Genomic DNA, 25,421 nt, shown 5'->3' with positions numbered 1-25,421 from the left:
TTTTTTTGTATTTCAGCTTAGAGTGTTATTAAAAATAATGGAATTATCCGCCTATATTATTCCTATTTTTATTGATGATATTGAAGTAGAGCTTGATTTTAATTTAAAAATTAATAAGATAACCAAATCAAAATAAGTCATTGAAAAATATAATATTTAATTATTATTCCTTAATTTTTATTAACTTTTCTATTTATATTGAAACTTTTAAAGGTAAGCATTATGAAGTTTTCCCCCTCTATTCCATTATTATTTTCACTACTTCTTGCAGGCTGTAATGGCAGTGGTTCAGATTCGAGTGAAGAAAATTCCTCAGTAGAAGATAGATTAGCAGGTAGCTGGGCTACAGATTGTCTTGTTTTTCGGGATCAGTCAGTTTTTCGGGGTCAGTCCTTCACAATGACTTTATCTGCAGATAAAAATCATTTTGAACAAACGATTGAAAGGTATTTCGATCAGAACTGCACACAACAATCATTTATGAGCCGTCAGAGTTATACAGGCTCTTATAGGTTTAGAGAGAAAAAGACGACAATTGAAGGTATAGAGTTCGATTTATATAACATCGAATATGACTCTTGTATATCAGATGGGCCATTCGGAAGTGCTGATGAATGTTTAGACGTCCATGATAAATATCAAGAGGCTTATTACAATGATGGAGCTCAGTTAATACTAGTCGAACCCACAGAAGTTGATGGTAGTACAGAGCGTACTTGGCAACTGAACTATAACTTTACAATGTTTGCACAATAGGGCGTAAGAATTTGTGGTAAGAACGAAAAGCAGCGTGAAGACGCTGCTTTTTTTATCCGTTTCCCCTATCTCGCCTTGTTGCAGAAACCTCACGTACCGCCAGAATTTGACCATAATTTATTACGGCCAAGTTTGAACTTAAATGGGTATCTCGGAAGCATCTTCAGCTTTTGCAATAAGCTCCTAAGGCTGGAATACGTATGTTAAATATTGGTTATCTTTTTTATTTCTTTGTTTATTATTTCATGCTCTTCTTCGGTAGCTGAATATCTAATAAAGTAGAAATTGCGTTGATCCATCGGTATATCATCTTCCCCGTCGCGAAGTTTATACATGTAAGCAAAAGGTTTATTTTTAAATTATCATTAATGTAAATTTGATATATATAGTCGGCGCTTTCTCTGAATGGCGAGACCCACCCCCTGGGTTTCTTTTTAGCCCCTGCCATTTGAAAGATCATTAAAGCTCCAGTACCAACCAAGCAATACGCCACCGATGGCGATTTCTAAAAAGCGCACACCTAGTGTTAGAAAAATCAATGTTCCCCAATTCGCACCTTGAAAAGCAAGTCATCCCGCTCCTTTTAGGAATAATAAATGTTTTTCGTGAGAATCTGTTGACTTGGATATGTCGTTTTTGACTTCGGTTTTTTGAGTCACACTGTAAAACTATGCCAACTATAAGAGAATGTGACATTAAAACTAAGAAGTCAGCTGTAAATTAATACTTTTAACATTTATTCTCGCGACTAGAAGGATTTCATCTTGCTAATTTTCAGGTGTTGGTTGCTTATTCAACAGACATCGAATTGGCTAATTTAAGGATGAATCATGAAATCGTATGTAATGTTTCCATTCGTAACTGTAAGCGTGATTGCCGCTTTAAGTACGTTTAATGTCAGTGCGCATGGTTGGGTTGAATTTCCCAGTGCTCGTCAAAATACATGTTATTTAGAAGGCGGATTTTGGACTGATGAGATTCCCAATCAGGCTTGTCAGGCGACTTTTGATCAATCAGGTGCTTATCCATTTGTGCAACGTAGTGAAGTGGCAGCAAATGTCGCCAATTATCGAGACATGACTCATGTTAAAGCTATTGTCGGTGATGGTGAGCTTTGTTCTGCTGGAGATTCAGCCAAAAAAGGGTTAAATACTCCATCGCCCTATTGGCAGCGTACTAATGTTAACTTAGACGAAAACAATCAAATTGAACTGGTCTTTTTTGGCCAAGCCCCCCACAATCCATCTTATTGGGAGTTTTACCTTTCTAAACCCACATATGATGCTTCAAAGTCGCTAAATTGGGATGATTTAGAGTTAATTGATACTGCGGGTAATGTTTTTGTCGATGATAAAAAACGTTACCGTATTATGGTCACTTTTCCTGCTGATCGTTTTGGTGATGCAATCCTCTATACCCGTTGGCAACGTATTGATGCCGCAGGTGAAGGCTTTTACAACTGTAGCGATATTACTCTTAATGGTACTGGAACTAACCCACCTACGGATCCGGGTGATCCAAATGATCCGGCGAATGGCTTAACGGCGTTGGGTTATTTTATATCTCAGGGTTTTGGGCCAATAGAGGCTAATGACAGAGTGCGATTACGTACTTTTGACAACTCTGGAACTGAAATCGTCGATCTCTCTTTATTAATCAGCGCCAATAATACGACGACTTGGCCCGCTGAACTGGCTGATCAGTTTAATTCACAGCAAATCGGTGATTGGTATATCGGTATATGGCATGAAGCGATGCAGCACTATATGTTTGATACAAAAAATATTTATGCGAATAAGGTTTTTGCTCCAGGTGCTAATTACAACTTTGCCTTATCTCTGATTAAAGCTGACACTCCGCCACCGGGTGTACCTGATAATCTTTGGAACAAAGACGTTGTTTATGATTTAGGTGATGTCGTGACGCATCAAGGTCGAGAATGGGCAGCGCAATGGTGGACTCGTGGCGAAGAACCGGGCACCACGGGTCAATGGGGTGTTTGGCGTTAAAGATTAACGTATGGGCAGGTCAAATTGCTTTTTGACTTGCCCAAAAGCGAAACTGGATTCAATAGATTGAATGCTAGGCAAGCAGGTTAATTCTTTACGAATAAAAGTCTCATAGTCTTGTAGAGATGGGCTTACAAGTCGAAGCACGTAGTCGTACACTCCCGTTGTAAGAAAGCATTCGCTTACTCCTTCCATAGTTTGAACTCTTTGTTCGAATTGCTGGATATTTTCTTGAGTCGGCTTCTCTAGTTTAACAAACACAAACACGTTAAGCGGTAAGCCGCACTTTTCTTGGTCGACATGGGCGTGGTACCCCTGAATAATGCCTTGTTTTTCTAAAGCTCTTACTCGCCTTAGGCATGGGGAAGGGGATAAGGAAACTCTTTCCGCCAGATCTTGATTAGAGAGACGCCCTTCTTTAAGCAATTCTTTGATGATTTTTTTATCTATATTATCCATATCTTGCCTTTAATCCATTGATATTGGCAGAACCTGCCAAACTAACAGGTTAATTTAGCATAAAAGGCAATCATCCACTTCAGATAAGCTGGTAGAATTAACACTCTGTTAACAATGTCACGTAAGGAAGTAAGATGAGTATCACTAAGCAGTTGAGTCCATTAAGAAATTCAACTAAAAATGACGATGCGATGTCACTCGCCAATGAGCAAGCACTGCACTTTGGCATTGATCCTGAAACGGATTACGGACGCACACTTGTTGAGCTAGCGACGACACTATACACGGCGAATAGCAAAACCCATGATCTTTGGAGTATGACCCTAAAAGGTTTAGAGGGCTTGGATAAAAGTGATCGTATTGCTTGGTTTAATGCGAAACGCTTTCTTTCCTTTCAACTGGCTAAAATACTCGATAATCTACAAAATCCGATGCGAGCGACGTATCAATCTATCGCAACGAACAATGGGCATTTTGCCGCGAAAGGCGCTTATCCTATCTTTGATAATGTTGCCGCTATTTTTTCTGCTAGCCCGGTTATTACGAGAACGGCAACCTATCTGTTTGCTTGTACAGAGTGGGTTGAAGATGCGTTTAAAGGCCGTGAGCCATTACATGAAATTTACTCACGTCTACTGAACCCCACCTCGATCAGCTTAGCAAACCATATAGTTGATATCGAAGCTGGTGAAAACGCCAATCAATATTTAGCATGGAACTTTAACTCAGGCATGGCGGCCATTGATGGACTTTTGAGCCATTTGCTTGGTCGTGAAGATATTGTCATCGCATCACGTAATATTTACGGTGGCTCCTATCAACTATTACAAGATTGGTATCGAAAGTCTTCTAATCTTGATGTCGCGATTGAATGGGTCGACGGTTACGAAGCTGATGATTTTTCACTGGTAATGGATAAAGTTGCAGAGAAATATCAAGATCGCATTGCTTCTGGTAAACAAATCTATATTTACCTTGAGAGCCCATGTAACCCTCATGGGTATGTTCTTGACGTTGCTGGAATTTCAAGAGAAGCGCACAAGAGAAATTGGTTGGTCATGGTCGATACTACTGTCGGGACGCCTTTCTTACATCCAGTACTGAAACGTGAAGAAGAAATGGAACGTCCAGATTTTGTTATTCACTCTTATACCAAAGACCTGGCGGGCTCTGGTACCACAACAGCTGGGGTGGTGATTGGACGTAATGAAGAGATGTTTATCCCTAAAGGCGATAGTGTCACATACACTTTGCCCAATGGTAAAGTTCGGGAGAGAAATTGGGATGAGACGTTATTCTGGAACGTTTATTATGTAAAAGGCGCGTTCTTAGATGCGGATAAAGCTTTTGAAGTCTTAAATGGTATGAAAACATTTGAGCTTCGTGTAGTAAATAAAGCCGTTAATACGTTAACTCTGGCACGTGTCTTTGACGCACATCCAGATATTAATGTTTCCTGCCCAGGGTTAGAAACTAATCCAAATTATCCAGTACTGAAAAACAACATGCACCTAGCACTACCTGCATCGTTATTTACTATTGATATGGAAGGTTGCGAAGACCGAGATGCCATTAATCCAGTCTTTTACAAGCAGTTCTTTGATATGTTGGAGCCTGCAATCGGCATGCAGGTAAGTTTAGGCCAGACGAACACGGTTGCACTTTGTCCAGCTATGACTACTCACTCAGAGTTGCCAAAAGAAGCGCAACTTGAGGCAGGTATTAAACCGACAACGATGAGAATCGCAGTTGGCTTGGAAGACCCGAGAGTGTTCTTAGCACACATTGTTAACGCTTCCAAGTTGTCGATTGATATTGAACACCCTGAATTTTCATCGCTTTTCCCAACATCAGAGCAAATTGATGAAATATACCGAAGCACCTACCTTGAAGTTCACCATAAATTCCTGATGAGCACACCGTCTTTTGAACAGCTTATGAAGTAGTTCTGGGGCCAGTGTTTAACGGGAAACGTTAATGCTGGCCTAAATAATTTGAAGTCTCAGTTTCTAATATTGTGCAGTGACGTTAGCCATTAAGTAAGTCTATGTTTTTTTATTAATTTTTAGTGGGCCTATTCTGCACCATTTTAGATGAAGGAGTATAAAACGTGCTTAACATCTATACTATTAATACCAAATTTATCGGCAGTGTTGTAGCAATGCTGTGTGTATTTTTTTTGCTGATTTCTTGCACTAAAGATTCACAATATGACGAAGATGCAAATGAAGAAAGCCAAGCTCTTGTTCTATTGAGAGGATTACCGACCAAAGGGACCGTCCATAGTATGGCTATTGTCGAACTTGACCCGAATTCAAGACATTTTGGTGAGATTTTTCAAGACTATGAGTTTCCCGATCTGGATGAACCATTACATCATCTGTATTACAGCCCGACAGGTCGATTATATGCGACAGGGTTGGATCCTAAATGCAGTTTAGTAGAAATAAAATTGGCTAGAAACACACATGGAGCACCTGAGATTCAAGACCATCAGTGCCTTGATACACAAGGCCAAGTTGTAGGTGAAGATATCATGTGGCACAAAGTGGGTGATCAAGAATATATGTTTGTCACTTTTATGGGTGGTGGTGGCCTTGATCAAGAAGATGGGGGATCTGTGGTTGTGTTTGATGCCCAAACCAATGATGTGATTAAAGTGATTGATAGCAGAAAAAGCCAAGTAGCCGACGGTGAACCTTTCATTATGTACCCTCACGGCCTATCTGCGTATCAGGACCGAATGGTTATCTCGTCTACAGCACACCCAGATTTGCAAACCGGTGTGGGCAACAGTATTACGGTGATCGATCTCAATACGTTTAAACCTTTGGAAACCATTGTAGTAGAAGACAGCTCGCCTATCGGTTTGCCATCATCACCTGTTGAAGTTTTGTTCCTTCGACCAAGTATCGTAGAGGGTGTTCAACCTGGGGTATTGGTTAACACTATGCTGGGTTTTGAAACTTGGTTTATTCCCTATTATGAAGAGCACAAACTGTTTAGTGAGCCGTTAAAATTGTATGATGGCGAAAAACAAGGCTCAGGTGTTCCCTTAGAGTTTTATGGCACTGAAGATGAATTGTTTATTAGTCATGGCATTCCAGGAGTGGTGAAGCGCTATCATTTAGACCGTTTACCAGAGTTGGTGCCATCTGGCCCCGATATCGAAGCCGAAGCAGGCGCTCACCATATGATTTTCTTTACTGACCGCTCCGGAAAAGATTTGATTGCGGTACAAAATAACTTACTCAACCTAGGGAATAAAGCGGATAACGACCCAACGGATATCGACTTTATTGCCAAGCTCAATGCACATACGGTGACGATCCATGATTTAGAGAGCAGTGAACGGTTGAAGACGATAGATTTTAAGCAAAGTTATGGTAAAGGTGTTGAAAATATTGAAGCACTGTTTGGTTCCGGTTTTGTTCATCACCATTAAATAGGCAGCGAGAGTTGTCCTGTTTCATCCAAATGGGCGCATTACGCTAAATCTTGTCTAGTAGTGAACCCATTTTTTAAACCAATACGTTAGGTAGAATCATTTTCTCACTGTTGGAGACATTATCTGTTGCATCCGTCAATGAGATGCGAGGTGATTAATATTCAATAGTGGGAAAGCCGTGGTCTATTTTTAACTGCCTCACTTCGATAATCAAAATGAAAATACGACTTACGTTACTGGTGTTGATGCTGGTTTTAGTACTCTTGTTGGTTGTGATCAATCGCTATCCCGTATCACCGAAAGTGACGGTATTGGACGACTTTTCTGCTCCATTTGTGTTTGGTCACTTTACCGTCCCAAAAGATAACCCATTAACCAATGAGGGAGTCAAATTAGGGCGCAGGCTGTTCTATGATCCCATTTTGTCGGGCAGCAATCAGATCTCATGTGCGCATTGCCATCAGCAAAGTCGAGCTTTCACTGATGGTATGGTGCGTTCTCTTGGGGCCTCTGGTATGCCGTTGCCATTTAATACCCCAACATTAGCGAATTTAATGTGGGGGCCACAGCACTTTTTTTGGGATGGTCGTTCGCCATCGTTGGAGCAACAAGCGTTATTACCCATCACGAATCCAGATGAAATGAATCAAGATTTGGACGAACTGATGACGGAATTAAAACGTATTGAGGAGTATCGGCAACTGTTTTCTCAAGCATACGGTGAAATCAATCAGCAGAATATCGCAAAAGCACTGTCTGCTTTTCAAAGGACGTTAGTTTCAGCTAATTCTAAATATGATCAATTCTTGGCAGGAACGGTCATATTAAGTGCTGAAGAAGAGCTAGGTCGAAAGTTGTTTATGGCCCATCCAGATGTCAAAGCGAGTTTACGAGGAGGCAACTGCATTGATTGCCACAGTCAATTTCTAACTGGTGGCTTTGATACCCAATATGATGGCTTTTCAAATAATGGCTTGGATGAGGAACAACATCTTTTACCAGGGCTTATGGCTGTGACAGGTAAAGCAGAACATAAAGGGCTATTTAAAGTACCTACTTTGCGTAACATCGCACTAACAGCTCCCTATATGCATGATGGTCGATTTCAGTCTTTGGAGGAGGTTTTGGACCACTATAACCAAGGGATCAAGCTAAGTTCCACATTGAGTCCTTTGATTGTTGAAGCTGATAACCAGCAGCAGACGTTAGATTATCAACCCAGCCTCAATTTAAGTGAAAAAGAAAAACAAGCCATTATTGCTTTTTTACACACACTCACGGATGAGTCTTTTATTACTGATCCAAAATTGTCTAATCCTTTCATAGAGGAGGTACAACCTTGAAGAAATTACTATTTCCTATTGCATTATTTTTCTTGTTTATTGGTTTATTCACTTTGTATCGTAGTTCAGCTCCGATTTCTTTAACGCTAATTATTACTCCAACTGTTGGAGAGCAGCCATTAGTATTTAACCGTGCTATTTACCCTAACCCTGGTGGTAATGGTAACTTTAGTATTCGTTCATTTCAGTTTTATATTAGTAATATTAAATTGTTCAGTGAAGAAGGGCATTATTTAGAAGCAGAAAGTTATCACTTAGTCCGATTTGATAACGAAAAAAATCAGTACACGATCGTTATTGATGATGTCCCTAATCTGCCCTATGAAGCGATCGGTCTATCGATTGGTGTGGATGCAAAAGCGAATGGAACGATTACTGTAAGCGGTGATGTTAATCCTAATAGCCGTATGGCTTGGAGTTGGGATGTCGGCTATAAATTTGTCCTTTTTGAGGGAGCTCTTCATCGTGGCGAAAAGCGTACGCCATTGATTTATCATATTGGATTCGATGAAAACTACAAATCATTGATGTTTCCTTTTCCGGAAAGTAATGATGAGCTTCATGTGAGTGTTGATATTATGAAACTATTTCAAGGTACTTCCGTCATCGATATGTCGCAAACACCAACAATAAAGTTTGACCGTAAAGACAGCCGATTAATGTCAGAGAATTATCAGCATATGCTTACCCTTAATTAGTTTGTTGTTGATTCATACTCAGCTTTTCAAGCTTTCAGAGTGGAAAAGTGCGATTATTTGAAATAGGTTTTCATTTCTATAACAGCATGATTCATTTTCCCTTCTATACTCTCTATCACATAGTAGTGTAGAGTGTTTAAACCGTACCTTGCAATGCATTCAAGCCTCAAATGTCTTAGATACAATGCTTGGTTTTTATAAATATTTATGCATTAACGAGTAACAAGTGTGGTTAAAGTGAGAAATGAAATTTAATCTTGAAAATCATTGTTTTGCTCGACGGGGTTGATCTTTGCACTGCTTTTATTCATTGAACACTTGGACGATATAAATGAATGATGATATTGCGAAAGCAGCGCCTTCAACATCCAAACTGACCAAAGTCATTTTCCTTGTTATTTGTATTATTATCTTTGGGCTGATGTATTGGTCATGGCAATATTCAGATGCGCATCCTAGTACTGAAGATGCTTATGTTCGGGCAAATATTCTTTCCGTTGCCCCACAAATTAGAGGTCAAGTCTCTGCTGTAGAGATCCAAGACTTTCAGCAGGTCAATAAAGGAGATTTGTTGTTTAAGATTGATCCTAGCCCTTATATCTTAGCCGTAAAACAGGCCGAAGCAGCTTATCAGTTAGCCGTTCAACAGCATGATGTTGCAGATAAGCAGGTGACTGAAACACTGGCAAATTTAGATGCTGCACGGGCGAATCTAACGGAAGCGCAGTTAGAGCACAAACGCGTTGCAGAACTATTTAAACGCAAGCTTGTTTCTGCTCAAAATCTTGATGTTGCTAAGAATAAATTATCTAACGCTCAAGCCAGTTTGGATCAAACTCGAGCCGCAGTAGAAAAGGCTGTGGCGAATCGTGGTCAAACAGGGACGGAAGCGGCTATCGTGCAGCAGGCCTCTGCCCAGTTGGCTCAAGCTAAGTTGAACTTAAGTTATACCGATATTACTTCGCCAGTAGATGGGCTCAGCGGTGAAGTGAAAACTCAACTCGGCTCTGTTGTTAATGTTGGTCAAGCTCTTTTCCCTATTATTATTAAAGACAGCTATTGGATTCGTGCCAATTTTAAAGAGACGGCGCTGACGCACATCAAACCTGGTATGGAAGCAAAAGTGGTGATTGATATGTACCCTGATATTGAATGGAAAGCGTCTGTGGATGCACTTTCACCAGCCAGTGGTACTGCTTTCTCTTTGATGCCGCCTGAAAATGCCACTGGCAACTGGGTTAAAATTAAACAAAGGTTTCCGGTGCGTTTAACCTTAGAAGTTCCACAAGGCTCGCCACAACTCAGAGTTGGTGCAAGCTCAGAAGTTACCATTGATTTGCAAAGCCACAGTCAATGAACTTGCCTATGTCGGCTGACAAACGCGGGATAGCCACCGTTGCACTGATGCTGTCTGCGATCATGGTATTGATCGATATGACCGTTGCCAATGTATCGCTCTCACACATGATGGGAGCGCTTGGTGCTAATGCCGACCAAATTACTTGGGTGTTGACTGGCTATAGCATGGCAGAAGCGATTTTTATTCCCATGACGAGTTTTTGGGTGTCTCGCTTTGGTGAACGTCAAGTCATGCTGGTGGCAGTACTCGGTTTTATTATTTCCAGTGCTTTGTGCGGTCAGGCAACAACATTGGAAGAAATGGTGTTCTTTCGAATTATTCAAGGTGCCTTTGGTGCTTCGGTCATTCCTTTATCCCAGTCGATGCTGGTTCAGATATACCCTTCTGAACAAAAAGGCAAAGCAATGGCGATTTTTTCCATCGGTATTCTCCTTGGCCCAATCTTTGGACCCGTTGTTGGAGGTGTGATCACCGAGAATGTCGATTGGCGCTGGATATTTTATATCAACTTACCTTTTGGATTGGTGTGTTTAGCACTTATCTATCGTTATATCCATATCTGTAATAAATCGAAACCGGACTTTGACTGGTGGATCATCGGTTATATGGCGATGGGAGTTGGGGCTTTACAATTTATGCTCGACAAAGGAAATGACGAGGATTGGTTTAGCTCTCGCGTTATACAGACGGCCTTGTTCCTTGCCATAATGGGGCTCGTTATGTGGCTGTACCGCAGTTGGAAAACACAAAGCCCAATTGCTCCACTTTGGTTACTCAAAGATAGGAATCTGTTGTCCTCATCGTTGATGATAGCGGTTGTTTCAATGGCGATGTTTGGCTTGACGACGCAACAACCGATGATGTTGGAAAATTTATTAGATTACCCGGTTTCAACCACTGGTATGCTCATGGCGCCAAGAGGGATTGCTTCCGCTCTGATGTTAATATTGGTGATTAAGCTTAATCCTCAGTTTGATCCAAGATTAAAGATTGTTTTTGGCCTCAGCTGTATCGGGATCGGAAGTTATCTGATGACTTTATATTCACTTGAGATCGATTCATTCTGGATTGTGATGCCAAGTATGATTCAGGGGATGGGGTTGGGGCTAACGTTCTCTAGTTTATCGGCTTTAGCTTATCTTACTCTCCCTCAAGAGCAATCCGTTGCTGGAGCAAGTATTTTTAATTTATTCCGTACGATAGGAAGCTCGCTTGGTATCTCTATTGCCACGACGTATCAATATCGAGAAGGTCAACAGCAATGGCATGCTTTGAGTGAGGGTATTAACCCTTATAACCCTTTATTGCACGAGTGGGCAGAAAAAAAAGGTCTCAACATAATGGATCCAATGGCCTTAGAACAATATCAAACGATGTTGCACCAGCAGTCACAAATGGTCGCATTTGTTCATACTTTTCAGATGGTTGGTGTGATGTTTGTCATTATGATGCCAATGTTATTTTTGATTCGTTCCAAATAACAAGCATTTTCGTGTCAATCAACGTGGAATTTGTTTATTGTTTTACACTTTGTTGCCTATACTCTACAGGGTTGACGACACAGAACAGTTACGGAATTAAATGTTTAAATATGTGTGTTAACAAAGCTGACATCAATGGTATAGGGATATTATTTTGATTACACTACCTAATGCGATTACCAATCAATTCAAGCAGTGCATCATGATAACGGAAATGTTAAGAAGTGAACCGCTTGAATTTAATAAACTTATCAGTACTTTGAATTGTTACTGTGATATTTTGGCGATAACAAGTGATAATTTATTTGCCAACTGTAGTGACGCCGAATTAAATAAGTTTCGTTCCACGGGAGTTCTCTTTCAGGATTATGTATTTAAACTTAATGAAACAGATTTGTTATGGATAGCAGAAGCTCCAGATTTTGAAGTCTTTATTGATACAGAAGAGGCTTAACTTATATCCTGAGAGAATCACTTACTAGCAATAGTTATTGGTTCTTCTCAGGTTTTAGTTCGACGATGTTACCCTCTGGGTCTTTGATGTAAATTGAGCGCCCGTAACCTTGTGCACCGTAGCGTTCTGTAAACTCTTCAGTTTGGACATGATGTTGATGGAGATACTTTAGGAGTTCGGCTTCGTCTAAATATTCGATTTGCAAGCAAAAATGGTCAAGGTTTCGGCCGTTTTGACTTGGTGGCTCCCCACCCAATTGGCCGAGTGGCTTATCCACCGTGATGATATCGATTATCGCATTACCAGCCCTTAATTGGGTTAGGCCTAATTCAGTAAGTTCTCGTTCGATATTGCAGCCAAGCATATGTTGATAAAATTGTAACATTTCGGGTAAGCGAGAAGTCCGAAGAACAACATGATCAATGGTTTTAACTCGTATGGGACCGTTCATGTTGTTTTGCTCCTATGTTGTTATTTTTCCCTATCGCTTCTGGGGCGAGCGTACCCAATTAAGGCGAGACGCCATCTAGATACGCTTATTTGGTTAACTCTAGGTCATTTTATTCATAGTCTGATGCGTATGTTTCTTCGTAAGAATGTGAATAAAGCTCAAACAAGTTTCCAAATGGGTCTTCAAGGTAAACCATTTTAGCGGGTTTTGAGTCATCTTCTGGATGATAGCGCATAATATCCATACGTGCTCGACCACCATATTCTTCAACACGTTTTATCGTGGCTTCAAAGTCGTCCGATTGAAGGCAGAAGTGAAAGATACCTAAGCGAGAAAAGTCCACCTCATGGCGATCTTGACGGTCTATCATTTCAAATAGCTCTATACCAATTCCATCAGTAGTAACAAGGTGTGCGATATTGAAGCCTTTAAAGCCTTCACCAAAAACGGCAATACACATTCGACCAATAGCACTTTGGCGCTCTTCTATGACCTTAGTGTTATTCATAATGACTCTGAGACCCAAAGCATTGGTGTAGAACTCAACAGCTTGATCCATATTACCAACCATAATACCTACATGATTCATTTTCATCGTTTGCTCCAAATCGTATATGAGAGATTATTTATTTTCTTTAAAGAGCATAAGACAGTTATCGCTATATTTTAAATTATCAAATATTCTAGTTTTGATAATTTATTGTTATGATATTTGCTTGCATAGGTGACATTTCATCAAAGATGCTTGACCAACATCATTGTGTGAAATCAAGCACCTTGGTCTATGTTTTGTGTATCAAGTTAAAAGCTTGAATTGGGTTGCTCTAAAAACTTTAATTCTTGTTTTGTACTTTCTCTCCCTAATGTTTTATTGCGATGTGGGTAGCGGCCGAATTGATCTATGATGGCTTTATGTTTGAGTTCGAATTCATAGCTGGTAGTTTGCCCAAGTGATTTAAACAGTCTTTCAGCAGTTTGATGGATCAGCTTTGATTCACTATGCATGAAAGGCATATAAAGAAAGTTGCGTTCAACAGCACTTAACGGCTTATCCAAGCCTAGGCTGATTGCTTCTTGTGCGAGAGCCAGTGCCATTCCATCTTGGGCAAAGGCCTTAGGCGAGTTGCGGTAAATATTTCGAGAAAATTGGTCAAGAACAATCACTTCTGCCAAGCGCCCGTGAGCCGTTTTTCGCCAGCTAAATAACTCAGATTGTTGTGCTTGCTGCAGTGTGGTGAGAAATCGTTCCTCTATCTGCTGATCGACTTCAGCGTTGTAGTTAAACCAGTCTTTAAGCGAGAGTTGTTGAAACCAAAATGTCAGGATGTCTTGATACATAATTCTTCCTATTCTTAGATGGAATACCACTCAATTGAATGGTGCTTTTGGGGCCTGAATCATATTTACTTATACCCAAGTTACCTCAAGATGCTTAATTTAGAGGGAGGTTACTTGGGTATAACTATAAATGGTTTGTAGGAGAATGAAATGAAAGTCGTGGTTGCCTCTGATTCATTCAAAGGGAGTCTAACAGCACAAGAAGCAAGTGACGCTATAAAAGCTGGGTTATCTCGAGTATGGAAAGATGCTGAGATCGTTACATCACCTGTCGCTGATGGTGGAGAAGGGACGATGAATGCTTTGCTCGATGCAACGAATGGTCGCCAAGTTTTGGTTGAAGTCAGCGACCCACTAGGTAAACCAATCCATGCAGGTTATGGCATTCTTGGAGATGGTCAAACTGCGGTAGTTGAAATGGCTCAGGCGAGTGGTTTACATCTTGTTCCTATTGAATTACGTGACCCTAAACAAACTAGTAGTTTTGGGACCGGTCAGCTTATTCTTCACGCGCTTGATAACGGTATTCGACGTTTTATTATTGGTTTAGGAGGAAGTGCAACCAATGATGCTGGTATTGGAATGCTGGCTGCTTTAGGAATGAAGTTCTTCGATGCCTCAGGAATGGCTATTTCTGCAAATGGTATTGGGCTAACACGCCTTGCGAAGATCGATGTTTCTGGTTTTGATCGCCGCATCAATGCCTGTGAAGTACTGGTTGCCAGTGATGTTGACATTCTCCTATGTGGAACGAATGGCGCTTCGGTTGTTTTTGGTCCGCAAAAAGGAGCAACGCCAGCAGATGTGGAACTCCTTGATAGCGCACTAAGAAATTTTGGTGAATTGACTGAACAGTTGACAGGAAAATCTATAAGTTATCAAAAAGGATCAGGAGCAGCTGGTGGAATGGGAGCCGCTTTGCTTGGCTATTTTTCTGCCAATTTAAAGTCTGGTATCGAGATTGTTATTGAGACGGTCAAATTAGTTGAACACCTACCAGATGCTGACTTCGTTTTTACTGGTGAGGGCTGCCTTGATGGACAAACGATATATGGTAAGACGGCTTTGGGTATAGCAAAATCGGCCAAGCAGTTTAATATTCCAGTGATTGCTTTAGCGGGTTGTACAGGTGAAGGGTTTGAAGCGGTGTATGAATTTGGTATTGATGCGGTATTTAGTTCTGTACCTCGCTCGATGGATTTAGCGCAGGCAATAGAAGAAGCGGAAGTGAATCTTAGTCAACTTGCAGAAAATGTTGCAAGGCTCTTGATGATATCAGGTATCCATTAAAAAATTTATAAAAAAAACCTAGTTAGCTGTAGGAAGCTAACTAGGTAAATACTAACTAGATAGGGAAATCCAGTTAGGCCCGTTATGTGCAAATGTGAGTACGCAAATGTATAGCGCGAATCTATAGTACTGATGTTTTTTACTTTTTACCGTTGTGACACTCACATCTTATAACCTTATAAACAATATATGTATTACTAACCATAAAAAAAGTATGGATTAATCAGGCTCTTTGCATATATCCAAGTGATACACACACATAGTAACTTGAAGTGATTTGGGTATATTGATTCCATATTTAAAAGAGATCATACACATGTTAACTGGTGAAGAAGGAGTTTGAATTCGTCTTGGTCCAAATAGCGCTCAAGCATCATTAACACAGATTGAAAAAAAGGCTCTGGAGTGGCTTCTTTTAAGCTGCTCATAATAACTAACCTCTCTGATTTGTTAAGCGAAGGAACAATGTATTTAAACCATATGCTTACTTGCTCTGGAGTTAAAGACGACATGACATCGTGGTGCAGTTGCATCAACTCTTTATCAGTAAAGTTTTTCCACAATAGTTCATTGATATCACTTTCTTCCATTTCCATATGGGCTAAATAAGAAGAATAAAAATTATTGATCATCGAGTAGAACGTTTTACTATGTGATAAACCTGGTTGCTGGTTGAGTTTATGAAGCTGCTTCTTTAGATTACCTAGTTGATACTCAACGTCTTTATGTTCGTTTAGGTTATGAGTCGCGCTGCCCGGTTGTTTGTTTTCTAGAGCGCGTAAAACGACGGACTCTTCGGAATGAGCATGTAGATCAAGCAACAGAAACACCTCATCGGCAAGTTCATTCAATGCTTCTAACGGATGAGTATCTTTACACTCTACTTGACCTGCAAGTTTACTAAGCTGGGCGAGTGCGTTACGTAGCCCTTTATGAGGAAAAGTAAAAAGGTTTAATCTGGTTGAAGTCATAAAAAGCTCCTAAAAGCAAACGAGTAAGGTTGTATTAGCGATCCCAGAACTTGTCTTCTGTTGCTTGATCAGATGAAAATAACCAGATTTCGGTGATTTTCTCATTGCTGAGTTTGAATAAGTCGGTTCCTTCCATATGGATACTGTGTTCTACACCGTCGATGTTTCTTTGACCTGAAAACAATACAGGTACGGAGACTAAATCATCACTTGCCATTGGTTGAGCATTTGGGTGTACTGCAAAAGATCCTTGTGTTTTGGTCATCATGCCTGCCACCATTGCACCGATCTCTTCTATTCCGTTTTTCTTACCAGAGAATGTGTTGTCTCCAGGTTGGTGCCAGATAACATTATCGTCTAGTAGACTTGCAAATTTATTCATATCACCGACTGCAAGGCTAGCAAAGTAAGTGTTTATGACAGCAATGTTTTTTTGTTGAGTTGTTAAATCAGACATTTATTTTTCCTTTTAAAGGTAGTTTGTGTTCTTAAGTTGATGCGATGAAGGTACTTTAAAAGATTTTATTTGTATCAGTAAGGGATTAAGTTATGATTTCACTGTTACGAAAAACGGAATAATAGGTCATGCAGTTACAAAGATTGAAAGCCATGGCGGTATTTGCAGCCGTTGTACAAACGGGTAGCTTTAATAAAGCGGCTGTGTTGCTTGGGTTAAGTAGACCTGCGGTAAGTGAGCAAATCAGGAAGTTAGAAGCACTACTAAAAGTCAGAGTCTTACAACGCTCTACACGTATGATGAGCTTAACGCCCGATGGTGAAAAGATATTACCGTTAGCTCAATCGGTATTAGACTCTTTATTGATGACTGAGCGTGTTCTGTCCAAAGATGAAATGGTCGGAAAAATATGCCTGACAACCACTTATGATATTGCACATAACTGGTTGTTGCCTCGTATCAAGACATTCTCTGAGCAATACCCCAATATTGAGTTTGATTTTCTGATCACTGATGACAAAGTGGACTTGATAAAAAATCAGGTGGATTTGGCTGTCAGAGTCTCTGCGATGAGTGAATATGGTTTTGTGGCAAGAAAAGTTTTTGATGATGAATTAGAGGTCTACGCTGCTCCTCAATATTTACAGTCACTTTCTGAGCCTATCAGTGATGAGAATTTGCTTGAACAGCGTTGGATTCTGCTTAAGCGATTGACTGAAAATGGCGATATCTGGCTACAGAATGGGACTGAGAAGCGACGTTTTACGCCGATTAACCCTGTACAAACCAACTCTCCTATTTTTTCAAGGGATTTAATCTTATCAGGAATGGGGATTGGGCTGCTGATTAACAACATTACCAGCAGCTATATCGATTCAGGGGAGTTGGTTCGAGTACTTCCCGGCTGGAAGGCTCAGCAACTTTCCTGTTATTTACTGTATCCCAGCCGGGAACACTTACCAAAAAGAATGCGTCTGCTGATTAATTTTTTATTAAACTCAAAGTCTTTTGGTTAAGCCTCTTTTCGAATAAGTATCTGCTAGAAGAAGGGTTATTTGCCCCCTGCAAGATCGATGAATGAACCAGTGACATAGGAGGCTTCATCACTGAGTAACCAAGCAATGGCGTTCGCAACTTCATCTGTTGTTCCGCCTCGCTTTAAAGGTATATTGGGGCTGAGTCGTTTGACTCGATCCGGTTCACCGCCATCGGCATGCATTTCTGTATGGATAAAACCGGGTCTAACAGCGTTAACTCGTATGTTGTTTTCAGCTAGTTCTAACGATAACCCTTTGGTGAATGAATCCATAGCACCTTTGGAGGCGGCATAATCGACGTACTCGAAAGGTGCACCAGAGCGAGATGCAGCAGAGGAGACATTTACGATAGCTGAGCCAGACTTAAAGCGTTTAGCGGCCTCTCGACAGCATAAAAAACAACCGACGACGTTGGCACTCATTACTTTTTGAAAGCGTTCAAGACTGATATCTGTCAGGCGAGATTGAGTAAATAAAATACCAGCGTTGTTGACTAAATGAGTGACTCTACCTAGATTTCGCTCGGTTTTATCGAAGAGATCTTTGACCTGCTGTTCATTGGAAACATCAGCTTGAATGGCAATAGCCCTACCACCACTTTGTTCAATATCCTCAACCACTTTTTGAGCGGCGTCATTACGATTTCTGTAATTGACGCAAACCAAATAGCCTTGTTTAGCGAGTAGCTTTGCGCTTGCTGCACCAATGCCTCGACTCGCACCAGTAACGATAACGACTTTATCCACAATTCCTTTATCCTTAATATTTCTTATTGTTTTGTGTTTATTAAAAAGAGCGAAGCGTATTAGTTGCGACCTACTTTAAGACCGGCCTATTTTTAGGAATGGTCTGTTTTTAGTTAAATATACAAGTGGTATCAAACAGTAGAGTACAGCGACAAAAGCAACAGAACCGATTAAATCCTCCACTCTATGCATACCAAGCCACAAGCGACTGAAGGCGACACTTGTAGCCCATAGGAGTAATACGGCAGCAGATAAGTAGCTTCCGGCTTGTAAGAACAAACTACCAAAAAAAACTAAGCAAATGGCAACGAAAATAGTGTGACCTGAAGGAAAAGAATAATCTTTTTCGCCTTGCCAGTGTTGGGTTCGCCATTCACTGACGTTAACAGAAATGCGCGCAATAATATCGGATTGTTGGTTTGTACTGAGTTGATAGAAAGATTGTGGTTGTTCAATTAACTGCTCAGCTGCGAGTAGTTCTGTGTAGGGGCGTGGGCTCTCTGTTATTAATTTCAGGCCAGTCTTTCCAGCAAAACCAAGAACTAACAGCAATCCGAGTGTAGGGAGTTGTTTTATCCATAGTGTCTTGGTTGAATGCATTCTAGAAAGCGCAATAAGTAAAGCTATTAAGGTCAGCAAGAAGCCTTGACTGCCGGCTGAGTTAGTTAATAAGGCAATTGTTTGTCCTGTAGCACGGCTGACCTGTGAGGTTAAATCATAATGAGGAATCAACAGCGAAAGAAGGATAATTATTAGAGTGAATAAGGCCAGCATAAGCAAGCCGTAAAGTTTTGTTTTCATGAAAATAGGTGCTTGGAAGTGAGGTTCTTGGAGTTACTTGGCTATATTACCGTATTTGTTAGGTTATACCCAAATGAATTACAGGCAAAAATCAGCGATTAAAGTAGCTTGAAGAAGTGGTTAACAGGTCCTGCGTTTCGTCCTACGTCTAGTTTATCAGCATGCTGGATGGCTTGTGTGATGTAATTTTTTCCTAAGGAGACAGCTTGGCTTAGTGTAGCGCCTTGAGCGAGATAACAAGCAATGGCAGAAGAAAGCGTGCAGCCTGTCCCGCGGGTGTTTGGTGTATTGATGCGCTCTGAACGAAACATCTCAGTACTCTGTGAAGTGATGAGTAAATCATTACTGGAAGTGCTGTCCATCAAATGACCACCTTTTAGTAGGGTCGACTTTGCGCCTAGTTTGCGTATCGCAGAGATCATTTCATACATTTCTTGTTCAGTTTGAGGTGGCGTTTGAACCGTCAACGCGGCACATTCAGGTAGATTAGGGGTTATTAAATCGACTAAGGGAAGCAGAGTTTCTTTCAAGGTTTTAAGTGCACTTGGTTGAATTAGTAAATCGCCGCAAGTTGAGACCATCACTGGGTCTAAGATGATGTTTCGTGGACGGTATTGCTTTAGCTTTTCTGCAACAGCAGTAATGACATCTTCTTGTACAAGCATACCGATTTTTACTGCTGCGACATCAAGGTCGGTAAAAACTGCGTCTAATTGGCTTTGCACGTGGTCAACTGGAACCGGAAAGGCTCCCGTCATTCCTTGAGTATTTTGAGAAGTGATTGCAGTGATCACCGAGCATGCATAACCCCCAGTAGCTGAGATGGCTTTTATATCTGCTTGTATCCCAGCTTTGCCACTGCAGTCAGAACCAGCAATAGTCAAAACAATGGGGGTTTTACGGCGTAGGTTTGGGTGGGTTTTAGAAGGTACTTTTGACATTCTTGTTATCTCCTCATGCTGTTTCAAGAGCATAACAGCTCTTTCTGATGCAAAAAAGCGCTGCTTTTCTTTTTTATTAAATTCAATAACTTACGTTTTTCTTATTATCACTACCTACTGATAGGTAAAATATTGCTTGCATTATGTTTTGACGTCACTTATAGTTCGTTTCGTTCAAGGGCAAACCCAAAATTAAACAAGCCCTTTTTTGAAAAGAATTAAAACTACCTACAGGTAGATAGGAAATGATAATGAAAAATGTTTTTAAAGCACTTATCCTTGCTAGTGTTGTAACGTCAGTATATGCAGAAGATGGCTCGTATAATGGTACGGTTGATATGAATATGCCGAGTCCTACAGTGGTGAATGTAGAGCGTATTGTTGCCGAACGCTTTCTTAAAGACCGAAACGATTCAGCAGTGGGCGGTTTCCGAATCATCACTGACACTTTAGATTCTGCGATTGAACTAAAAGGACGCCGTGACTAAGCGTAAGCCCAGTAACTTATAAGAGCATGGGCTTGTACAAGCAAGCCCATTTAAGCGTAGTTTTGTCACTCTCATTGTTCTTTTATCTCTGTTCATTTTAAATCTAGACACCTTTATCACTCATACAACTTCTCAATTTAATGTGATTGAATATTGTCCTCAAAGTAGACTGTTTGATGTGCCCGAAATATTCTATAACAAATCATTTTTGATATTAATAATTGTTCGCATAAAGTAAAGTTAAGCGGTGATAAGAATAATAGGTACCAAATGCTCCCAATATATCTGTTCTAACTTGATTTTTTTTGGGTATATTCAAAGGTGAGCGGGTAAAAATAGATTACGAGCAAGGAGATTTCATGCTTAATTCTGCAACAGCGAAAACGGTTATCGATCATGCTCTCTTTTTAGGGGCAGACTTCGCCGAGCTATTTGTTGAACACCATCAAACTAATTCTGTTCAGATAGCCTCTGGTGAAGTAGATAAAGTGAATTCCGGTATCGATTTTGGTATCGGAATTCGTCTTTTTTTCGGACATAAAGTGCTTTACGGTTACACCAATAGTACAGATGAAACAGAATTGAAACGAGTCACTTCACTACTTGCAGCAAAAGACAAGCGCGAGCAAATCGCCTCAGCAGGTTCTCTCAATCTGAACTGCTACCCAATTCAACACGGTTGTCGCATGCCTCTAGGTAAAGACGCTAACCTTGACTCTAAAATTGCTTTCTTATTGAAAGTAGACCATGCAACACGTGCAGAGAGTGAACACATCAGCCAGTTCATCGGTAGCGTCCTTCAGCGCGAACAACAAGTTTTTATCTTCAACTCAGAAGGTTTACACGTAGATGATACTCGTCATTACATCCGAGTTGCTGGTAATACCGTCGCTCAAAAAGGTAATGAGCAATCTTCTGGTATGGAAGGGCCAGGTGCACTTGCTGGTTGGGAGTTCAGTGAACAGCTTGATGCGAAAGAACTCGGTCAAACTATTGCGCAACAAGCGTTGGTGAAGCTTGGCGCGGATGCGTGCCCATCGGGTGAAATGCCAGTGGTGATTGGTAATGGCTTTGGTGGCGTTATCTTCCATGAAGCGTGTGGCCATTTGTTAGAGACCACTTCGGTTGCGAAGAAAGCATCCGTATTCCACGACAAGATAGGTGAGATGATTGCTCACACAGCAGTGAATGCAGTCGATGATGGCACAATGACCAACGAATGGGGCTCAATTCATATTGATGACGAGGGCATGCCGACTCAGCGTACTCAGTTAATCAAAGACGGTAAGCTAACCAGCTTTATGGTTGACAAAATGGGTGGTATGAAAACAGGCTACGAGCCTACAGGTTCTGGTCGTCGTCAAAACTACAAGTTTGCACCGACTTCGCGTATGCGTAACACCTTTATCGAAGAAGGCGAGCATTCACTTGATGACATGTTAGCAGGCATCGAACGAGGTATCTACGCGAAGAAGATGGGCGGCGGCTCGGTTCAACCGGGAACGGGCGAGTTCAACTTTGCCGTTCGTGAAGCTTACCTTATCGAAAATGGCAAAATTACCAAGCCTCTGAAAACAGCAACGCTTATCAGCACGGGGCCTAAAGTGTTGAAAGAAATTAGCATGGTCGGTAAAGATATGGCGCTTGCACCGGGCATGTGTGGTTCAGTAAGTGGGTCAGTGCCAACCACAGTCGGTCAACCAACATTGAAAGTTGATAATATTTTGGTAGGGGGCGGTAACTAATGAAACAAGAACAACAACTTCTTAATGCGGTTGATTACGTCCTATCAGAAGCAAAGCGTCAAGGCGCAGAAGCAGACGTGGTTGTAAACCGCAACAGCAGCTTTTCTCTGAAAGCGAATCAAGGACAGTTGGATGAGTACAAAGTAAGCTCAAGCCAAGTTCTGGGTGTGCGTGTTGTGAAAGATGCACGTGTTGCGACGAGTTACTCTGAATCGTTAGAGCAGTCAAGCTTAGATTTGATGCTAACGAATGCATTGCAAAGTGCTCGCTTTTCTAAGCAAGATGAACATCAGACTATTAGCTGTGTGAACAGTCAAATCAAGACCGATGTTGCTGAGATTGCACAAGAAGATACTACTTCGGTTGATGAAAAGATCGAACTGTCCCTCGCCCTTGAACAAGGGGTTGTCGCTTTGCCTCATGCTTCTAGCTCGCCTTACAATGGTTATAGCGATGGTGAAACGCAACTAATTATTGCCAATACTCAAGGCACATTGTGTCAACACTTCGAACGCTCGTTTACTTGTTACGCGTATACCTTATTTGAAAAAGACGGTAAACAGTCGATGGCAGGGCAAATGTCACTTGGTCGTCGCTTTGATGAGTTGAATCCAGCTTACTGTATCGAAGGTGGCTACAACCTTGCTCGTGATCTTCTTGAAGGTGCACCGGTTGCGACGGGTAACTACCCTGCTATTTTCCACGTCAATGCGCTTGCAAGTTTGTTTGGTGCTTTCGGTAGTGCATTCTCTGGTGTCAGCGCAATGAAAGGCATTACGCCATTAGGCGACAAGCTTGGTCAACGTGTTGCGAGTGATTTGATTACCTTTACCGACGCGGCTTACATGCCACATGGTATGGCAATTTCGAGCTTTGATAGTGAAGGCTTCGCTACTCAAGATAATGTCATCATTGCCAATGGTGAGTTGAAAACCTTGTTACACAACAGCCAGACCGCAAGTTACATGGGCGCTTTATCGACGGCAAGTGCTGCTCGCGGTGCAAAATCGAGCCTAGATGTATCGGCAAATCATAAAGTAATTGCTACAGGCAACAGCATTGCGTCGGAAATAAAAGCGGGTGAGTACTTAGAGCTCGTCGAACTTCAAGGTGTCCACTCTGGTGCAGATGCGGTGAGTGGTGACTTCTCGTTTGGTGCTAGCGGCTTCTTGTGTCGTGATGGACAACGAATTCAACCAGTTCGTGGTATCACGGTTGCGGGTAACTTTTACAAGATGCTGCAAGAAGTTGAGGCGGTTGGCGATACTCAGCTTATTAGCGACAGCCACACGTTTTTTGCTCCAGAAGTACGCTTTGCTCGTTTGAGCATTGGTGGCAAGTAAGTCTAGCACTCCAAGAGAAACACAAAGAGGACTCACGGAGTCCTCTTTCTTTTATCGGATGATTACGCGAGGATTAACATTCGCGGATGTCCAATTCATTGTGGATCAATACCACACACTGAGAAGCGAAAAGCATCTTAGGGCCTAAGCTGATCTTCTCTGTGCCAAGGCGCTTTAAACTATTGAAAGACTTTTTCGGCATCGGAATATGGTCGGTTAACAAGAAACATGGGTTGCCACCGATTTGTGCATCACGAACAAACTCGCCTTTTTTGTCCAACATATAGAGCTGGTGGTCTTCTGCCAGCTCTTGCACTAGGCGTTCAAAGCTGACCGTACGAACCGTAATGCCGGGCTCGACTTCACGAAGCTGTTCTTTACCCATGCCAACCGAAGCGTCCAAAGCCCGGGCTACTGCTGCAATTAACGTTGACTCATGGAAGCCGCCGATATTGGTGATGTCATTGGAGCGAATAGTAATGGTACGTGAGAAGTCTTTTGTACTTTCTAAAACCAAGTGAACAACGACATCTTCACGGTGCGATTGAGCAACGAACATGGTGTTCATCATAGTATGAGCGAGAATCTCTGTATGCGCTTCAGTACCAACACCTTCTAACAGTGCTTTGCTGGTGGTTGGCGCTGCGCGAGCTCGTAAAACAAAAGAGCGCATTAATTTAGCCTCTATATAGGAAGAGTGAATGCGCGGAAGTATATACCTAAGTACAAACAAAAGTGAACAAATGTGAAGTTAATAACAAAGCTTAAATGGTGAGAGTCATCAAGGTCGCTAAACTAGGGATAGACCGCAAAAGGCGATGATGGAAAAGGAGTCGTTCACTCAAAGCAACTTCTTGTGTCGGGAGAGTGTGTCACTGAATCGATTTCCAGAGTGACTTTCTCCAAAAACTGGTTACTGAGAATAAAGCAGGTAAAAATAATGGAAATTAAAACAATCAATAAGGCGAGTTATAGGAAAAAGGTCAATATCATTATCGTTGGATTTGTCTTTTTATTGGTAGTGAGTTCAATTGTCTGCGGCGCGATATTAATTTACTTTTTTGGTAATCATCACATAGTGCCTGATCAATCAACAGGTAACTTTTACTGGAATTTTTTAGGTGTTTTACTTGGGTTAGCGATCACGCTGACATTGGTTAATTCAATTAAGAGGTGGCCATATTTTAGTGAGGTTAGATATATTTGGCAGTTAAAACAGATACAAAATAAAATCTACCGGAAGCTTCGTAAACTGAAAGCTGCTGCAAATGATAACGACTGGAAAGCAATGACCATCCTTAAATATTATTACGTGACGCTAAAGGAAGTATACAGTTTGGATAACAACACACTCACTATGAGTAATGTGGAAAAAGAGCTTGTAGATATAGAGGTAATAGAAACTGAGCAGGCTAAGAAGATTGACGTTAGTTCGTTTCAAGAATCGTGGTTAGATGCATATTGATATAGCCCCCGCCCTTATACCCAAGTCACTTGGGTATAAGTCTTGTTTTTTAATAGAGCATCTTTAAGTTACTTAGTCGTAACATTTCATCACAATAAGCAACCTTTTAGCACAATAAATAAACGATTGAATGCTGTTTGAACAGGTAAAAATTTTTTTTGAATTTTTATTTAAAAAAAGGTTGCCAAGATAAATAAGCTCCTTATAATGCGCCTCCGTTGTCAAGGAGATGTGTAAGCAAAACTTTGATAAGTAGGCGAGTTAAAATTTTAAATGTCATAAAAGTTGACAAAGATAAATTCTTAATTATCATACGCCTCCGCTTTTATGGAGAAGTCCT

General features: G+C 41.1%; 25 protein-coding genes. 15 read left to right on the top strand and 10 right to left on the bottom strand.

From position 1 onward, the window contains the following. The first annotated feature begins 222 nt into the window (after positions 1 to 222). The gene (locus tag VSA01S_RS17230) at positions 223 to 756 is read left to right on the top strand and encodes a hypothetical protein (protein ID WP_039981514.1); all 534 of its coding nucleotides are present in this window, start codon (positions 223 to 225) and stop codon (positions 754 to 756) included. An 830-nt stretch (positions 757 to 1,586) separates the two neighbouring features. After that, positions 1,587 to 2,765, top strand: a complete 1,179-nt coding sequence (locus tag VSA01S_RS17225) for a lytic polysaccharide monooxygenase (RefSeq protein WP_039981510.1) — start codon at positions 1,587 to 1,589, stop codon at positions 2,763 to 2,765. A gap of 3 nt (positions 2,766 to 2,768) precedes the next feature. On the opposite strand, the gene VSA01S_RS17220 is transcribed toward VSA01S_RS17225, so the two are convergent. Then, entirely contained in the window at positions 2,769 to 3,224 is a 456-nt protein-coding gene (locus tag VSA01S_RS17220) for an Lrp/AsnC family transcriptional regulator (RefSeq protein WP_039981508.1), read from the bottom strand. 134 nt (positions 3,225 to 3,358) lie between these two features. Between VSA01S_RS17220 and VSA01S_RS17215 the strand changes: the two genes are divergently transcribed. From VSA01S_RS17215 to VSA01S_RS17185, 7 genes are all read left to right on the top strand, one after another. Then, positions 3,359 to 5,170: a trans-sulfuration enzyme family protein gene (locus VSA01S_RS17215; protein ID WP_039981506.1), complete on the top strand. Its 1,812-nt coding sequence runs from the start codon at positions 3,359 to 3,361 to the stop codon at positions 5,168 to 5,170. 164 nt (positions 5,171 to 5,334) lie between these two features. Next, the gene (locus VSA01S_RS17210) at positions 5,335 to 6,669 is read left to right on the top strand and encodes a YncE family protein (protein WP_050567352.1); all 1,335 of its coding nucleotides are present in this window, start codon (positions 5,335 to 5,337) and stop codon (positions 6,667 to 6,669) included. A 218-nt stretch (positions 6,670 to 6,887) separates the two neighbouring features. Continuing rightward, positions 6,888 to 8,015, top strand: a complete 1,128-nt coding sequence (locus VSA01S_RS17205; protein WP_083932247.1) for a cytochrome-c peroxidase — start codon at positions 6,888 to 6,890, stop codon at positions 8,013 to 8,015. Then, positions 8,012 to 8,713, top strand: coding sequence for an MbnP family protein (locus VSA01S_RS17200; RefSeq protein WP_039981504.1), 702 nt, complete (start codon positions 8,012 to 8,014; stop codon positions 8,711 to 8,713). The genes VSA01S_RS17205 and VSA01S_RS17200 overlap by 4 nt, the downstream gene beginning before the upstream one ends. A 331-nt stretch (positions 8,714 to 9,044) precedes the next feature. Next, positions 9,045 to 10,070: an HlyD family secretion protein gene (locus VSA01S_RS17195; RefSeq protein WP_039981502.1), complete on the top strand. Its 1,026-nt coding sequence runs from the start codon at positions 9,045 to 9,047 to the stop codon at positions 10,068 to 10,070. Beyond that, positions 10,067 to 11,554: an MDR family MFS transporter gene (locus VSA01S_RS17190; RefSeq protein WP_039981500.1), complete on the top strand. Its 1,488-nt coding sequence runs from the start codon at positions 10,067 to 10,069 to the stop codon at positions 11,552 to 11,554. Before VSA01S_RS17195 ends, VSA01S_RS17190 begins: the two co-directional genes overlap by 4 nt. A gap of 202 nt (positions 11,555 to 11,756) precedes the next feature. Continuing rightward, positions 11,757 to 12,008: a hypothetical protein gene (locus VSA01S_RS17185; RefSeq protein WP_145993890.1), complete on the top strand. Its 252-nt coding sequence runs from the start codon at positions 11,757 to 11,759 to the stop codon at positions 12,006 to 12,008. A gap of 34 nt (positions 12,009 to 12,042) precedes the next feature. Here VSA01S_RS17185 and VSA01S_RS17180 read toward each other — a convergent pair whose 3' ends face one another. The 3 genes from VSA01S_RS17180 to VSA01S_RS17170 form a co-directional block, all read right to left on the bottom strand. Continuing rightward, positions 12,043 to 12,459: a VOC family protein gene (locus VSA01S_RS17180; protein WP_039981496.1), complete on the bottom strand. Its 417-nt coding sequence runs from the start codon at positions 12,457 to 12,459 to the stop codon at positions 12,043 to 12,045. Positions 12,460 to 12,568: 109 nt separating this feature from the next. Next, positions 12,569 to 13,054, bottom strand: a complete 486-nt coding sequence (locus tag VSA01S_RS17175) for a VOC family protein (RefSeq protein WP_039981494.1) — start codon at positions 13,052 to 13,054, stop codon at positions 12,569 to 12,571. Between the two features lie 206 nt (positions 13,055 to 13,260). Further along, the gene (locus VSA01S_RS17170; RefSeq protein WP_039981492.1) at positions 13,261 to 13,797 is read right to left on the bottom strand and encodes a DUF924 family protein; all 537 of its coding nucleotides are present in this window, start codon (positions 13,795 to 13,797) and stop codon (positions 13,261 to 13,263) included. A gap of 150 nt (positions 13,798 to 13,947) precedes the next feature. Between VSA01S_RS17170 and VSA01S_RS17165 the strand changes: the two genes are divergently transcribed. After that, positions 13,948 to 15,087, top strand: coding sequence for a glycerate kinase family protein (locus VSA01S_RS17165; protein ID WP_039981490.1), 1,140 nt, complete (start codon positions 13,948 to 13,950; stop codon positions 15,085 to 15,087). A gap of 308 nt (positions 15,088 to 15,395) precedes the next feature. Here VSA01S_RS17165 and VSA01S_RS17160 read toward each other — a convergent pair whose 3' ends face one another. Both VSA01S_RS17160 and VSA01S_RS17155 read right to left on the bottom strand, forming a co-directional pair. Beyond that, complete coding sequence (locus VSA01S_RS17160) at positions 15,396 to 16,058, bottom strand: hemerythrin domain-containing protein (RefSeq protein WP_039981488.1); 663 nt, start codon at positions 16,056 to 16,058, stop codon at positions 15,396 to 15,398. 34 nt (positions 16,059 to 16,092) lie between these two features. Then, positions 16,093 to 16,515, bottom strand: coding sequence for a nuclear transport factor 2 family protein (locus tag VSA01S_RS17155; protein WP_039981486.1), 423 nt, complete (start codon positions 16,513 to 16,515; stop codon positions 16,093 to 16,095). Between the two features lie 128 nt (positions 16,516 to 16,643). Here VSA01S_RS17155 and VSA01S_RS17150 point away from each other — a divergent pair, with 128 nt between their 5' ends. Next, complete coding sequence (locus VSA01S_RS17150; RefSeq protein ID WP_083932246.1) at positions 16,644 to 17,531, top strand: LysR family transcriptional regulator; 888 nt, start codon at positions 16,644 to 16,646, stop codon at positions 17,529 to 17,531. Between the two features lie 35 nt (positions 17,532 to 17,566). On the opposite strand, the gene VSA01S_RS17145 is transcribed toward VSA01S_RS17150, so the two are convergent. From VSA01S_RS17145 to thiD, 3 genes are all read right to left on the bottom strand, one after another. Further along, positions 17,567 to 18,298, bottom strand: coding sequence for a glucose 1-dehydrogenase (locus VSA01S_RS17145; RefSeq protein ID WP_039981484.1), 732 nt, complete (start codon positions 18,296 to 18,298; stop codon positions 17,567 to 17,569). Positions 18,299 to 18,373: 75 nt separating this feature from the next. Beyond that, positions 18,374 to 19,099 (bottom strand): phosphatase PAP2 family protein, encoded by a 726-nt coding sequence (locus VSA01S_RS17140; RefSeq protein ID WP_039981482.1) that lies wholly within the window; start codon positions 19,097 to 19,099, stop codon positions 18,374 to 18,376. 98 nt (positions 19,100 to 19,197) lie between these two features. After that, complete coding sequence (thiD, locus tag VSA01S_RS17135; protein WP_039981480.1) at positions 19,198 to 20,040, bottom strand: bifunctional hydroxymethylpyrimidine kinase/phosphomethylpyrimidine kinase; 843 nt, start codon at positions 20,038 to 20,040, stop codon at positions 19,198 to 19,200. A 251-nt stretch (positions 20,041 to 20,291) separates the two neighbouring features. Between thiD and VSA01S_RS17130 the strand changes: the two genes are divergently transcribed. The 3 genes from VSA01S_RS17130 to VSA01S_RS17120 all read left to right on the top strand — a co-directional run bounded on the left by VSA01S_RS17130 (position 20,292) and on the right by VSA01S_RS17120 (position 23,616). Beyond that, the gene (locus VSA01S_RS17130) at positions 20,292 to 20,528 is read left to right on the top strand and encodes a VPA0252 family protein (RefSeq protein ID WP_039981478.1); all 237 of its coding nucleotides are present in this window, start codon (positions 20,292 to 20,294) and stop codon (positions 20,526 to 20,528) included. A gap of 359 nt (positions 20,529 to 20,887) precedes the next feature. Continuing rightward, positions 20,888 to 22,273: a TldD/PmbA family protein gene (locus tag VSA01S_RS17125; protein ID WP_039981476.1), complete on the top strand. Its 1,386-nt coding sequence runs from the start codon at positions 20,888 to 20,890 to the stop codon at positions 22,271 to 22,273. Then, on the top strand, positions 22,273 to 23,616 hold the full coding sequence (locus tag VSA01S_RS17120) for a TldD/PmbA family protein (RefSeq protein WP_039981474.1): 1,344 nt from the start codon (positions 22,273 to 22,275) through the stop codon (positions 23,614 to 23,616). The genes VSA01S_RS17125 and VSA01S_RS17120 overlap by 1 nt, the downstream gene beginning before the upstream one ends. Positions 23,617 to 23,689: 73 nt before the next feature. On the opposite strand, the gene trmY is transcribed toward VSA01S_RS17120, so the two are convergent. After that, positions 23,690 to 24,289 (bottom strand): tRNA (pseudouridine(54)-N(1))-methyltransferase TrmY, encoded by a 600-nt coding sequence (trmY, locus tag VSA01S_RS17115; RefSeq protein ID WP_039981472.1) that lies wholly within the window; start codon positions 24,287 to 24,289, stop codon positions 23,690 to 23,692. A 267-nt stretch (positions 24,290 to 24,556) separates the two neighbouring features. On the opposite strand from trmY, the gene VSA01S_RS17110 reads away from it, so the two are divergent. Next, on the top strand, positions 24,557 to 25,081 hold the full coding sequence (locus tag VSA01S_RS17110; RefSeq protein ID WP_039981470.1) for a DUF3087 family protein: 525 nt from the start codon (positions 24,557 to 24,559) through the stop codon (positions 25,079 to 25,081). Positions 25,082 to 25,421 lie beyond the last annotated feature (340 nt).

This window comes from Vibrio sagamiensis NBRC 104589, assembly GCF_007990935.1.
GTDB lineage: Bacteria > Pseudomonadota > Gammaproteobacteria > Enterobacterales > Vibrionaceae > Vibrio > Vibrio sagamiensis.
This window is presented reverse-complemented; position numbering and strand designations above follow the sequence as displayed.